At 40.6% G+C, this 13,039-nt stretch carries 13 protein-coding genes; 10 read left to right on the forward strand and 3 right to left on the reverse strand.

Going from position 1 to position 13,039, the window contains the following annotated elements:
- Positions 1 to 34: 34 nt before the first annotated feature.
- Positions 35 to 1,297: an aspartate kinase gene (locus tag PDL71_RS08915; protein ID WP_407528256.1), complete on the reverse strand. Its 1,263-nt coding sequence runs from the start codon at positions 1,295 to 1,297 to the stop codon at positions 35 to 37.
- A gap of 89 nt (positions 1,298 to 1,386) precedes the next feature.
- The gene (locus tag PDL71_RS08920; RefSeq protein ID WP_407528259.1) at positions 1,387 to 1,755 is read right to left on the reverse strand and encodes a hypothetical protein; all 369 of its coding nucleotides are present in this window, start codon (positions 1,753 to 1,755) and stop codon (positions 1,387 to 1,389) included.
- Here PDL71_RS08920 and dnaK point away from each other — a divergent pair.
- Together dnaK and PDL71_RS08930 are read left to right on the forward strand one after the other, a co-directional pair.
- Entirely contained in the window at positions 1,754 to 3,661 is a 1,908-nt protein-coding gene (gene dnaK, locus PDL71_RS08925) for a molecular chaperone DnaK (RefSeq protein WP_407528261.1), read from the forward strand. The two genes, PDL71_RS08920 and dnaK, sit on opposite strands and share 2 nt — an antisense overlap.
- 187 nt (positions 3,662 to 3,848) lie before the next feature.
- Complete coding sequence (locus PDL71_RS08930; protein ID WP_407528264.1) at positions 3,849 to 4,625, forward strand: TIR domain-containing protein; 777 nt, start codon at positions 3,849 to 3,851, stop codon at positions 4,623 to 4,625.
- A 1,027-nt stretch (positions 4,626 to 5,652) separates the two neighbouring features.
- Here the strand turns inward: PDL71_RS08930 and PDL71_RS08935 are convergent.
- Entirely contained in the window at positions 5,653 to 5,814 is a 162-nt protein-coding gene (locus PDL71_RS08935) for a hypothetical protein (RefSeq protein ID WP_407528266.1), read from the reverse strand.
- A 141-nt stretch (positions 5,815 to 5,955) separates the two neighbouring features.
- Here PDL71_RS08935 and PDL71_RS08940 point away from each other — a divergent pair, with 141 nt between their 5' ends.
- From PDL71_RS08940 to PDL71_RS08975, 8 genes are all read left to right on the forward strand, one after another.
- On the forward strand, positions 5,956 to 6,348 hold the full coding sequence (locus PDL71_RS08940) for a YqaE/Pmp3 family membrane protein (RefSeq protein WP_407528269.1): 393 nt from the start codon (positions 5,956 to 5,958) through the stop codon (positions 6,346 to 6,348).
- Positions 6,349 to 6,555: 207 nt separating this feature from the next.
- Positions 6,556 to 7,386: a prephenate dehydratase gene (locus PDL71_RS08945; RefSeq protein WP_407528272.1), complete on the forward strand. Its 831-nt coding sequence runs from the start codon at positions 6,556 to 6,558 to the stop codon at positions 7,384 to 7,386.
- Positions 7,386 to 8,579: a pyridoxal phosphate-dependent aminotransferase gene (locus tag PDL71_RS08950; RefSeq protein ID WP_407528275.1), complete on the forward strand. Its 1,194-nt coding sequence runs from the start codon at positions 7,386 to 7,388 to the stop codon at positions 8,577 to 8,579. The genes PDL71_RS08945 and PDL71_RS08950 overlap by 1 nt, the downstream gene beginning before the upstream one ends.
- Before the next feature lie 13 nt (positions 8,580 to 8,592).
- On the forward strand, positions 8,593 to 9,441 hold the full coding sequence (locus PDL71_RS08955) for a prephenate dehydrogenase (protein WP_407528278.1): 849 nt from the start codon (positions 8,593 to 8,595) through the stop codon (positions 9,439 to 9,441).
- Between the two features lie 204 nt (positions 9,442 to 9,645).
- On the forward strand, positions 9,646 to 10,092 hold the full coding sequence (locus PDL71_RS08960) for an endonuclease domain-containing protein (RefSeq protein WP_407528280.1): 447 nt from the start codon (positions 9,646 to 9,648) through the stop codon (positions 10,090 to 10,092).
- A gap of 302 nt (positions 10,093 to 10,394) precedes the next feature.
- Complete coding sequence (locus PDL71_RS08965) at positions 10,395 to 11,483, forward strand: chorismate mutase (protein ID WP_407528282.1); 1,089 nt, start codon at positions 10,395 to 10,397, stop codon at positions 11,481 to 11,483.
- A 193-nt stretch (positions 11,484 to 11,676) separates the two neighbouring features.
- On the forward strand, positions 11,677 to 12,693 hold the full coding sequence (gene aroB, locus PDL71_RS08970) for a 3-dehydroquinate synthase (protein WP_407528285.1): 1,017 nt from the start codon (positions 11,677 to 11,679) through the stop codon (positions 12,691 to 12,693).
- A gap of 1 nt (position 12,694) precedes the next feature.
- Entirely contained in the window at positions 12,695 to 13,039 is a 345-nt protein-coding gene (locus tag PDL71_RS08975; protein ID WP_407528287.1) for an ADP-ribosylation/crystallin J1, read from the forward strand.

The following is a 13,039-nucleotide window of genomic DNA, read 5'->3' on the forward strand; positions in this document are numbered from 1 at the left end:
GATAGTAGTCTGGCTACATTGAATGGTCTGACAATTATTTCATCACCACCTGTACCGTTTCCGGGCTTTGCTGTTTGAGTTCAATGATTTTTCCGGAGGTCATCTTTTCCAATAAATCATTATTGTAATGACGAATGCTCAGCAGTGTTAATCCCCTCTCCACCTGCACATCAAAACTTTGGGAAGCGGCCAGCGCCAGTTTTTCGATTTTATCACTTCTGTCATCCATGCACAACTGCAGACTTACTGCATGTGTTTGAATGAGGTTCGGTTTTACTTTCAACTTCGCCATCATCTCGTACAGATCGCTCATCGGTTGCTCACCAATAAATGAGAAATCTTTGGTGTGCAGTTGCAGTAACACCTGGTTTTGCTTCACCACAATAATTGGCGGAAGATTTTTGACTGACTCATTATGGATCACTGTACCGGGCAATGAAGCATCGGCAAAACATTTTACATACAGGGGAATGTCTTTATTCTGCAACGGCTTGATGGTTTTGGGGTGAATCACCTGTGCACCATAGTAAGCCATTTCAATCACTTCATCATAGTTGAGTTCGCTGATGTATTGTGCATCAGCAAACTGTTTGGGGTCGGCATTCATCACGCCTTTCACATCTTTCCAGATACTCAAACTTTCTGCATCCAGCATATTGGCAAAAAGAGCGGCGGAGTAATCACTTCCTTCTCTTCCCAGTGTAGTGCTTTCATTTTCATCCGTACAACCAATAAAACCCTGTGTAATGACAATATCTACATCATCAAATAATGGTTTCACCTGTGCGGTTACCTGCTGTTGTGTAAAGTTGAAATCAATCGTTGCATCACGGAAGTTATCATCAGTGCGGAAAATATCACGAACATCCAGCCACTCATTCTTCAAACCAATTTCATTCAGATAAGCACTTACAATGGCAGTACTCATCAGTTCACCTGTACATACAATCTGGTCGTAGTAATAATCATAATCACGAACGGGTTTATCATGCAGCAGCCATTCCACCTCAGTAAAAAAATCATTGAGCTGCACCATCAACGGATTGAAATGTGTCACCAGTAAAAACTTGGCTTCATCCAGGTGCTGGAGTTTTACAGCACGGTACAATTCCAATGCTTCTTCTTTTTTACCGGCATAAAATGCTTCAGCTACTTTTTCCAGTGCATTGGTGGTTTTGCCCATGGCAGAAATAACGACCATGATTTTTTGATTGGGGAAATGCTGTATGATTTCACCAACGTTTTTGATTTTTTCATAGTTGCTTACACTGGCGCCGCCGAATTTGAAAACCAACATGAGTTGTAATTAATAATTAATAATTGGGTAATGGATGATGCGGGGCAAAGATAGGTGGGGAAGAGAGTTTCACGCAAAGGAGATAAAGTTCACAGACGGGAAAACCATATCACGCCCGCCTGTTCCATTCGGGCAGGCAAAGGCGCAAAGCAGCGGAGGCGCAAAGTAATTGTTGAATCATGTTTCATTTGCTCACGGGCTGCCCCGCTTAGACGTAAATGACCGCTTTTGTTTTGCGGGCATTGAAGGCGGGCGGGGGAAATAGTTGATACCGTTTTGGATGACGAAAGCCCCAAATACAAAAGAAGAACCCAATAGCAGGAACCGAAATCAAAAACCGGAGCCCCCAATAACCCAATACTCATTAACTCAATAACTGTTCCTCTCTGCCAATTTTTCACCTTCACGCCCCATGGCACTATCATTGAGTAATACGGTTGAACAAAAACTTGAATCATGGGAAAGATTATAGGAATTGACCTCGGAACTACCAACAGTTGCGTATCCGTTATGGAAGGCAGCGAGCCGGTAGTAATTGCCAATGATGAAGGCCGCCGTACCACGCCTTCCATTGTAGCATTTTTGAAAAACGGCGAACGTAAAGTGGGTGATCCTGCCAAGCGCCAGGCCATCACCAATCCGCACAACACCATCATGAGTGTGAAGCGTTTTATGGGCCGCCGCTTTGATGAAGTAAATGAAGAAAAAAGCCACTGGAGCTATAAAGTAGCACAGGGTGACAATAATACCGTTCGTATTGACATAGATGGCAGACTTTACACGCCACAGGAAATTTCGGCTATGGTGCTTCAGAAAATGAAGAAAACCGCTGAAGATTACCTCGGCCAGGAAGTAACAGAAGCAGTGATCACCGTGCCTGCTTACTTTAACGATGCACAACGCCAGGCTACCAAAGAAGCCGGTGAAATTGCAGGCTTGAACGTTCGCCGTATTGTGAACGAACCAACCGCCGCAGCCCTTGCGTATGGTTTGGATAAAAAACACAAAGACCAGAAGATCGCTGTGTTTGACCTGGGTGGTGGTACGTTTGATATCTCCATTCTGGAACTGGGTGATGGCGTGTTTGAAGTAAAATCAACCAACGGTGATACACACCTGGGCGGTGATGATTTTGATAAAGTAATTATTGACTGGCTGGCTGCTGAATTTAAAGCACAGGAAAATATTGACCTGCGCAAAGACCCGATGGCTTTACAGCGTTTGAAAGAAGCGGCTGAAAAAGCAAAAGTGGAATTGAGTTCTTCTTCTGAAACAGAAATCAACCTGCCTTACATCACAGCGGTGGATGGAGTACCCAAACACTTAGTATTAAAACTCACACGTGCCAAATTTGAAGCATTGGCTGATAATTTGTTTGAACGTTGTTTGCGCCCATGCGAAGCAGCATTGAAAGATGCAGGCATGAGCATCAGCGAAATTGATGAAGTGATTTTGGTGGGTGGTAGTACACGTATCCCCAAAGTGCAGGAGATTGTAGAAAAGTTCTTTGGTAAAAAACCAAATCGTGGTGTGAACCCTGATGAGGTGGTGGCTGTTGGTGCGGCTATACAAGGTGCGGTATTAACCGGTGAAGTAAAAGATGTGTTGTTGCTGGACGTAACTCCGCTGAGCTTGGGTATTGAAACACTCGGTGGTGTAATGACAACGTTGATCGCCAGCAATACCACGATTCCTTCTAAAAAATCAGAAGTGTTCAGTACGGCTGCCGATAATCAACCTGGTGTACAGATTCATGTTTTGCAGGGTGAGCGCCCGATGGCGAAGGATAACAAGAGCCTGGGTATGTTTTACCTCGATGGTATTCCACCGGCTCCACGTGGTGTGCCCCAGGTAGAAGTGACGTTTGATATTGATGCCAACGGTATTTTGCATGTAAGTGCAAAAGACAAAGGCACCGGTAAAGAACAAAAGATCCGTATTGAAGCAGGCAGTGGTTTGAGTAAAGATGAAATTGAAAAGATGAAGAATGAAGCCAAAGCCAATGAAGCGGCTGATAAAGCGGAGAAAGAAAAAGTAGAAAAGATCAATATGGCCGACAGTTTGATTTTCCAAACGGAGAAGCAGTTGAAAGAATATGGTGATAAGATTGGTGCTGATAAAAAAGCGCCGATTGAAGCAGCGCTCACCAAATTGAAAGATGCACACAAATCACAAGACCTTGCAGCGATTGATGCTGCTACTGCAGAAATGAATACGGCATGGACAGCAGCGAGTGAAGAAATGTACAAAGCCACTCAAAACGCAGAAGCCAATGCAGGTGCCGAGCCAAGTGCCGAAGGTGCCGCCGCAGGCGGTACAAAGGGAGATAATGTGGAGGATGCGCAGTTTGAGGAAGTGAAGTAAGAAGATGAATTATAAAGAGAGCCCTGACGAAAGTTGGGGCTTTTGATTTGTTGTTACGAAATTAGCTTTTTCATGGCGGCGTTTTTGCGTCGCACTCTTGTGCGTTCAGTTTTCTATGGCGACAAAAATTAGAGGCTTGTGATTTTCTTTGAACCTCATCGTAAAAGATATTCGAAATTGAGAAAAAATGATAATAAAAGAACTTCAACTACTATCTGAAGCCTTATGGGAGAGCGTTAAATCTGACCTTAAGTTTTTTTCGCCGATTCAGGTATTTGTAAAAAAGCTTTCTGATATTGATTTCAGCGAACGGTCAAATTTAGATGACATTAAAATGTACGCAGAAAAAATTGAGGAGTTTTTTAATCGTTATCGACCACGTCAAAATAGTGATACAATTTATTTCCCGCCACCTCAAGTTTCAACTAATGATAATACAGTAAAAAGAATTTATAAACTAGTTCAAGAACTATGGAGTTTAGAAGAATCTAAAAAAATTAAAGAGTTTGAAAATGCGAAACCTAATCCACAAAAGAAATCGACAGGAATGGGGCATGTTTTTATAGGACATGGAAGAAGCAAGTTGTGGGCAAGGGTTCAAATTTTTCTAAATGAAGATTTAAGTATAAAAACACTCACATTTGAAGATGAATCACGAACTAGTGAAACCATAGTAAACGTGTTAACTGAGTTTTTAGAAAAGTCCTCATTTGCAATTTTAGTAATGACGGCTGAAGATGAAACAAGTGATGGAAAATATCGAGCCAGACAGAATGTAATTCATGAGGCTGGATTGTTTCAAGGTCGTTTGGGTTTTGACAAAGTCATAATCTTAAAACAAGATGGAGTTGAAGAGTTCTCTAACGTTGCGGGGTTGCAATATATTCCGTTTTCTGGTGATAACATTGAACAATGCTTTTATGAACTACAACGAAAGTTTAAAAAGCTAGGGCTTGTAAAATAGGTTTTTTCGCCTCTGTTGGTATTCCCTAGCTAACTTTAGTCTTTCTTTCAATTTTAAAGTTTCCATCATAGCTGCGTAGAAATAAAAAACTGAAAGCTATCCCCCCGTTCCGTTACGTATAAAGCAGTCTTAGTCATTGATTGCAGGCAGTTTGTCATTAGATTTGTCAACAACTAAAGCTTTCCGGATATTGACGTAATAATGCGTGCAACAAAAATCATATTAATAGTCAATTTTATCGGCCTTTTAATTTTCACAATAGGCTCGTTATGGGGTTTGATATCTATGGTTCAAGAAGAGGGAGGACTTATTGAATTCTTTGGAATCTTCTTTTACTTTTTTTTGTTTCTCTTTTTCGTAGGGTTGTTTATTTTGAATTTTGTTATTTATATGTCAGTTGTTAAGTATGGTGGTCGTTCTACAGCTTTGCTCAGAAACTCTGTAATTATATTGATTTTAGGTATAGTTCTTCCTGTTTTATATTTAATGCTTGTACTATATCTCTCTGGCGCAGGTCTCCCGACCTGATGCCTACATGTTACTTGTATTGAAAAGTAGGTAATTGTAAGATAAGTAACGTCTATGCACAGGTCAGAGACTTTTTAATTAAAAAATATTTTTCGCCCCTGTTGGTATTCCAGTTGAAAAAAAGCACACCGCCGTTGTTGTGTCTTTTGACCAACAACGACCGCAGAGAACCACAGTTAAATTGCAACACTTCAACCCATCTTCATTTCCAGCGATTTTTCGTTTCGCATCATCATTGTACAAATGAGCAACATTCAGCAAGCTTCACTCAAAATGACGGTGTGAGCGTAAGATGAATAGCAATGAGTTTGAGTAGCTGAGCAGCGTCTTAAACGGCATCGTTCACGCACCACATCGGACTGACGTCATGTCGACGAAGGAGATATCTCTGAAAATTAGGAAAGTGAAAAAGTGGTTAAGGAAGCGATACTGCAAATTTGTTTGCAAAAAAATACCCGTCCTGTAAAAGGAACGGGTAAACTATATAAAGCCGTACAGCTTAGATCAGATCCAGCGCTTTGGCAAAATAATAAACGATAAAAGGCAGAGTAGCTGTAATGTAGTTAGCAAAAGAATCAGAAAAATACATTACTACGGTTAATGCTACGAACAGAAAGAATAAAAGCCAGCTGATGGCGGTTGATTTTTTTGTTGTTTCCATTCCTTGAAATTTTTTGCGAAGATAGGGGAACTGCTCCAAAAAAAAAGCTCCGTTTTAAGCAATCGGAACGATTTTTGACAAATCAGCAACTGTAAAAATTGCATTGTAAATTGCAGTATTCGTTAACCAAAACCTTATACAATGAAAAAATTGATTGCCCCTTTTGTTACTTTCTCTCTTTTAATGTTACTGGCTGTTTCGGGTACCGCATCGGTGCCGGTAATAACCCCGGAGGAAACCATCCGCCAGGAGGCCATGAAAGAGTGGAATTCGCTTTCCGCTAAGCAGAAAAGAGAGCGGTATAAAGCGGTGAAACAGGAAATTAAAAAGTATAGAAAAGAAAAACGCAGAACCGGTGCAGCCGATACCGATACATTATTACTGGTAATCCTTGCTATCATACTGCCACCACTGGCTATTTACCTGCACCAGGGTGAAATCAATAATAAATTCTGGTTAGGTTTAATCCTTACCTTGCTGTTTTGGGTGCCGGGCATTATTTATGCGTTAATTGTAATTCTCGGTAATGGGTAATTTCAATTTTTTTTGAGCTAACACTTGTTTTATCAAAATGCTTCTCTATTTTTATCCCATGTTACAAAACAAAGGATATCGTTGGTTTTATTTTTACTTCTTTTATTTTAGAATGAAGCCGGGATTCCTTTGGTTGAAAAAATAGATTTTACAAAACAATCAACATAAAGAGTCCCGGCCAAATGGTCGGGATTCTTGTTTTAAGCCATGGCAAAAGTTACGATACAGGGTTATGAAGGCAGTTTTCACCAGGAAGCAGCACGCAAATTTTTTGGTAAAACAGTGGAAGTGATTCCCTGTGCTACATTCAGAGAGGTGGTGAAGATTGGTGCCAATAAAAAAGAAAGTGATGGCGCTGTAATGGCGATTGAAAATTCTATCGCCGGAAGTATCCTTGCCAATTACAATTTATTGCAAAAAAGCAATTTGAAGGTGGTGGGCGAAGTGTATTTGCACATCAAACAAAATCTACTGGTGAATCATGGCGTAAAACTGGAAGATATCAAAGAAGTACATTCTCATACCATGGCCCTGCAGCAATGCTATGATTTTCTGGATAAGTACAAATGGAAACTGGTGGAAACAGAAGACACCGCTCTCAGCGCCAAACACATTGCCCAGCATAAAAGCAAGCACATTGCGGCCATCGCCAGTAAACTGGCGGGTGAGTTGTACAATCTGCACTTGATTGCCCCCGCTATTCAAACCATGAAAAACAATTACACCCGTTTTTTGATTTTGCAAAGAGAAGACATGGCTCCAAGTATTCAGGATGCTAATAAAGCTTCTGTAAATTTTGTAACTGATCACAGCAAAGGAAGTTTGGCCCGAGTGCTTACCACTATTGCTGAAGGAGGTGTCAATTTAAGCAAGCTGCAAAGTTTTCCTATTCCTGGAAGCGATTTTAAATACAGTTTTCATGCGGATATGGAGTTTGATTCAATGGCGCAGTTTCAAAATGTAATCGAAGCAATCAAGCCTGCTACCGTAACATTGAAAATTTATGGTATTTACAAAAATGGAAAATCAGACAAGTAATGCAAACAGCAAAACGATTAGAAGGAATAGGTGAGTATTATTTTTCGCAGAAGCTGCGGGAGATTGATGAATTGAACAAGCAGGGAAAAAACATCATCAATCTTGGTATCGGCAGTCCTGATCTGCCACCGCACCCTGATGTGATTAAAGTTTTACAGGAAGAAAGTGCGAAGCCCAATGTACATGCATATCAATCATACAAAGGTTCACCTGTGTTGCGCAATGCTATGCGTGACTGGTATCAAAAATGGTACAATGTTGAACTAAATGCTGATGCCGAAATATTACCCTTGATTGGTAGCAAAGAAGGTATCATGCACATTTGTATGACCTACCTGGATGCAGGTGATGAAGCATTGGTTCCTAATCCCGGCTATCCCACTTATATGAGTGCGGTAAAACTGGCAGGAGGTACGGTGAAGCATTATGAATTGAAAGAAGAAAATGATTGGCATCCTTCATTTGATGACCTGAATGCAATGGATTTGAGCAGAGTGAAGCTCATGTTTGTGAATTATCCGCACATGCCCACGGGTAAATTGCCCGATGCTGATTTTTTTAAACAGTTGATTGCTTTTGCAAAACAGCATCATATTTTAATTGTTCATGATAACCCGTATAGTTTTATTTTGAATGAACATCCTACCAGTTTATTAAGTACGGAAGGTGCTAAAGAAGTGGTGCTGGAATTAAATTCACTCAGCAAGAGTCAGAATATGGCGGGTTGGAGAGTAGGCATGTTGTGTGCGGCTAAAGAACGTATTGATGAAGTGCTCAAGTTTAAAAGTAATATGGACAGCGGTATGTTCTTGCCTTTGCAACTGGCTGCTGCCAAAGCATTGAGTCTGGAGAAAGATTGGTACGATAGTGTGAATGCTGTGTACCGCAAGCGAAGAGAAAAAGTTTTTCAATTGCTGGATTTATTGCAATGCAGTTATTCCAAAGAACAGGTGGGCATGTTTGTGTGGGCAAAAACCTCGCCCCAAACCCCTCTCCAAAGGAGAGGGGCTTTAGAACCTCATCCTATTGGCAGAGGCGGTGTATTGAGTGATGAAGTGTTGTACAACAGTAATGTGTTTATTACACCCGGCGGCATCTTCGGAACTGCCGGTGATGGATTTGTGAGAGTGAGTTTGTGCAGTACGGTAGAGAAACTGGAAGAAGCGAAACAAAGAATAATTAATAATGAATAATTCATAATTGATAATGGAAAGAAAGCGAATATCCATAGTAGGAATTGGTTTGATTGGGGGTTCTCTTGCTATTCAATTGCATGAAAAGAAGATTTCATCAAAGTTGATGGGTGTTGATGCCAGTAAAGAACATGAAGCCAAAGCATTGGAACTGGAATTGGTGGATGAAGTGTTGCCTTTAGATGAAGCCATTGAACAAAGCGATGTTGTTGTACTTGCCATTCCTGTTGATTTGATGACTGATTTATTACCGAAAGTTTTGGATAAAGTAACGCATCAGATTGTTTTGGATTTAGGTTCTACCAAATCACAATTGATTGAAGCAGTAAAAGCGCATCCTAAACGTGGAAGATATGTAGCCACACATCCTATGTGGGGTACAGAGTACAGTGGTCCGGCTGCTGCTGTACGTGGTGCATTTGAAAATAAAGCCGTTATTATTTGCAACGAAGAAGAAAGCGATGCCGATGCTGTAGCATGGGTGAAACAGATGTATAAAAAAATCGGGATGCATTTGTTGGGCATGGAAGCAAGGGCGCATGACTTGCATGCAGCCTATGTGAGCCATATTTCACACATTACTTCTTTTGCATTAGCTAATACAGTACTAGAAAAAGAAAAAGAAGACCAGGCGATTTTTGAATTGGCAAGTGCGGGTTTTGCCAGTACGGTTCGTCTGGCCAAAAGTAATCCTGCCATGTGGGTGCCCATCTTCTTACAAAACAAAGAACATGTGCTGGATGTGCTGGATGAACATATTGCGCAATTAAAGAAATTCAGAACAAGTATTGCAGAAGAGAAAAGTAGTGAATTGAAAGGATTGATTGAACATGCGAATGAGATAAGGAGGATATTGAAATGAGTTCTGTCTATCCCCTCCCGGGAGGGGATAGCCCGGCAGTTGAAAAAAATCAGCAATTAAAAAGTTCTTTTACCATATACGGGATTGAATAAACATTGACAAGCAAATAAATATCAATCATGAACCTGTTTATCCCCTCCTTGGAGGGGTGGCGGAGGCTAAAACTTTTAAGATGATGAAATGGGGTGGGTGAAAATGTTACTTATGAATAGAAAAGTAATTCCATACACACAACAGGCATTGGCTCATGCTAAAAAGCTCCGTCAAAACATGACGTACTCTGAAGTAAAATTGTGGATGGAATTACGAAACGGTGGAATGATGGGTTATGATTTTGACAGGCAGAAGCCCATGCTGAACTATATTGTTGACTTTTATTGCAAAGATGTAATGCTGGCTATTGAAGTGGATGGTATTACACATGATGATGAGGAAGTGATTGCTAAAGATGAAATAAGACAAGAAGAAATTGAAATCTATGGTGTTTCTTTTCTACGCTTCAATGCTTTGGATGTGGTGCATGATATGAAGAATGTCTTAAGGACTATTGAAAATTGGCTATTGGAGTATGAAGAAAAGAATGGGTTGAATGAATTTGTAAAAAGAAAAAGGGAGGCACTGAAGTTTCCGAAAGACAGGAAACGAATGTAACCCACCCCAAACCCCTCCCGGGAGGGGATAGCCCAACAGTTGAAAATATTTTGACTTTTGGAATAAGTTCTTTTAACTGTAAAATATAATTGAACAAAAGTTCAAAAGTTGTGAAGTTCTTTTTTAAACAACGGGTAAGTCTATCCCCTCTTTGGCGGGGTGGCGGAGTCTTAAATATTAGTGATGATTGATAGGGGTGGGTGCTGAATAGAATTACTGAACGTACAAGCGAGCGTGGCAACAGAAGCTCAATAGTAGTAATAACGATGACAACATAAAACTTAACTTTACAAACAATAACAATGCAAACTCTCGAAACGACTATGAAAGTAAAAGTTCAGGAATTGTGGGGCAAGCGACCGCTCATCATCAGCGGTCCCTGCAGCGCCGAAACCGAAGAACAACTGGTGGCAACCGCACAACGGTTAGCTGCAACCGAAAAGGTAGACCTGCTGCGTGCCGGCATCTGGAAACCCAGAACCAAACCCGGCATGTTTGAAGGAATCGGCGCCAAAGGATTGCCGTGGCTGCAAAAAGCAAAAGCCGTAACAGGTTTACCAACAACAGTGGAAGTAGCCACAGGTAAGCAGGTACAGGACGCACTCACTTTTGATGTGGATGTATTGTGGATTGGTGCACGTACTACGGTAAATCCGTTCAGCGTACAGGAAATTGCAGATGCATTGCGTGGCGTGGATATTCCTGTGTTGATTAAAAATCCCATTAATCCTGATTTGGAATTATGGAGTGGCGCTGTAGAGCGTGTAGCAAGAGCGGGTATAAAAAATATTGGATTAATCCATCGTGGATTTTCTTCTTATGGCAATACGGAATATCGCAACGCACCTATGTGGCATTTAGCGATTGAAATGAAACGTCGCAATCCTGAGTTGTTATTGATCAATGACCCATCTCATATTTGCGGACGCAGAGATATTTTGCAGGAGACGGCACAGAAAGCAATTGATTTGGATTTTGATGGCTTGATGATTGAAAGTCACATTGACCCTGATAATGCATGGAGCGATGCCAAACAACAAATTACACCCGAACGCTTAGGCGAAATGATGGGTAAAATTGTTTGGCGCAAGGAAGATGCAGCATCAGCAGAGTTTCATGCAGCATTGGAAAAACTGCGTCAGCAAATCAATCAACTGGACGATGAGTTGATGCAGATACTCGGTCAGCGTATGAAGATTGCCGAGCAGATTGGTACGTATAAAAAAGAAAACAACATTACCATTTTACAAACCAATCGGTGGAATGAAATATTAGAACGTGCCTTTAAAGAGGGTGAACGCAAAGGGTTGAGCAAAGAATTCATTACCCGTTATTTTGATGCAGTGCACATGGAAAGTATTAATCATCAGAAGAGGGTGTTGGATAGTTAAGGCACCTCATCCTCCAACTCCTTCTCCCAAGGCTAAGGAGCGGTACAAATGAATTTGGCCAAGCTGTTTGTCATCCAAATCATATTTGGTGCAATTCAGAACAGATGTTGAAATGCTTAATTACAAAAGTCAAATAGAAAAATAAAAGCCCGGCCTCCCTCTGCCTTTGGAGAGGGAGTGAGGGTGAGGTGTTATGAAAAAAACATATACATTTTCCAACTCATCAGTTGACTATTACTTTGCTTATGGCATCAGTCATCTCAAAGAAATAGTTGACGGCAGTAATACCATTCTCATTACTGATGAGAATATTTTCAATGCACACACCAAACGGTTTAAGAATTGGAACACCATTGTACTAAAGCCGGGCGAAGAATATAAAGTTCAAACTACTGTAGATGCAGTAATTGAGCAGTTGATTGAAATGGGTGCTGATAGAAAAACAACTTTGGTAGGAGTGGGAGGCGGTGTTATAACTGACATTACAGGTTACATTGCATCTGTGTATATGCGTGGTGTGAAGTTTGGTTTTATCCCTACTTCTATTTTAGCAATGGTGGATGCAAGTATTGGAGGTAAGAACGGCATTGATGTAGGAGTTTATAAGAATATGGTGGGAGTTATCCGTCAGCCGGCATTTATTCTGCATGATATGGCATTGGTGAATTCATTGCCGGAAGCGGAATGGCAAAACGGTTTTGCTGAAATCATCAAGCATGCCTGCATTAAAGATGTAAAGATGTTTCAGGAGCTGGAAGCCAACTCGTTGAAAAAATACCAAAGCAAAAAAGTCTTGTTGTGTGAATTGATTCAGCGTAATGCATTGCTCAAAACAAAAGTGGTGCAGCAGGATGAGTTTGAAAGTGGCGACAGAAAGCTGCTCAACTTTGGTCATACGCTGGGACATGCCATTGAGAATATGTATGAATTGTCACATGGCCAGGCTATTTCTATTGGTATGACCTATGCCTGTCATATTTCAGAAAAGCTGAGTGACTTTAAACAAACGGAAAGAGTTACTGCATTGCTCAGCAAATATGGATTGCCCACATATGCTGATTTTGATAAAGTCAAAGCTTTTGAAATTCTGCAAAAAGATAAAAAGAAAGCCAAGCTTGAAATGAGTTATTTGCTGCTGGAAAAAATTGGTAAAGGTGTAGTGAAGAATATTCCATTAACAGATTTGAAAACGATTATTGAAAGTTTATAACGTGAATACAACTATACTTTATCGTCCTGTAAATCAAAAAGAATTGGATTTGATTGAAGCATCGGGATGGAAAGAATTTCCTCCACGCTTACCGGAGCAGCCAATATTTTATCCTGTAATGAATGAAGAATATGCAATTCAAATAACAGTTCAATGGAATGTTCCTGCTTACGGCTCAGGATTTGTAACAAGATTTTTTATCGATTCGGATTATGTAAAGAAGTTTAGAGTGGAAAATGCAGGAGGTGAAATACATAATGAATTGTGGGTTCCTTCTGAAGAATTGGAAGAATTTAATAAACATATCGTTGGTAGTATTGAAGTAGTTAAGAGTTTTTATCAGTAA

It is taken from the genome of Lacibacter sp. MH-610 (assembly GCF_045780045.1).
In the GTDB taxonomy this organism is placed as follows: domain Bacteria; phylum Bacteroidota; class Bacteroidia; order Chitinophagales; family Chitinophagaceae; genus Lacibacter.

Coding starts and splice junctions, on each gene's coding strand:
- PDL71_RS08915 (WP_407528256.1), bottom strand. CDS start 1,297: ATGTTGGTTTTCAAATTCGGCGGCGCCAGTGTAAGCAACTATGAAAAA.
- dnaK (WP_407528261.1), top strand. CDS start 1,754: ATGGGAAAGATTATAGGAATTGACCTCGGAACTACCAACAGTTGCGTA.
- PDL71_RS08920 (WP_407528259.1), bottom strand. CDS start 1,755: ATGATTCAAGTTTTTGTTCAACCGTATTACTCAATGATAGTGCCATGG.
- PDL71_RS08930 (WP_407528264.1), top strand. CDS start 3,849: ATGATAATAAAAGAACTTCAACTACTATCTGAAGCCTTATGGGAGAGC.
- PDL71_RS08935 (WP_407528266.1), bottom strand. CDS start 5,814: ATGGAAACAACAAAAAAATCAACCGCCATCAGCTGGCTTTTATTCTTT.
- PDL71_RS08940 (WP_407528269.1), top strand. CDS start 5,956: ATGAAAAAATTGATTGCCCCTTTTGTTACTTTCTCTCTTTTAATGTTA.
- PDL71_RS08945 (WP_407528272.1), top strand. CDS start 6,556: ATGGCAAAAGTTACGATACAGGGTTATGAAGGCAGTTTTCACCAGGAA.
- PDL71_RS08950 (WP_407528275.1), top strand. CDS start 7,386: ATGCAAACAGCAAAACGATTAGAAGGAATAGGTGAGTATTATTTTTCG.
- PDL71_RS08955 (WP_407528278.1), top strand. CDS start 8,593: ATGGAAAGAAAGCGAATATCCATAGTAGGAATTGGTTTGATTGGGGGT.
- PDL71_RS08960 (WP_407528280.1), top strand. CDS start 9,646: ATGAATAGAAAAGTAATTCCATACACACAACAGGCATTGGCTCATGCT.
- PDL71_RS08965 (WP_407528282.1), top strand. CDS start 10,395: ATGCAAACTCTCGAAACGACTATGAAAGTAAAAGTTCAGGAATTGTGG.
- aroB (WP_407528285.1), top strand. CDS start 11,677: ATGAAAAAAACATATACATTTTCCAACTCATCAGTTGACTATTACTTT.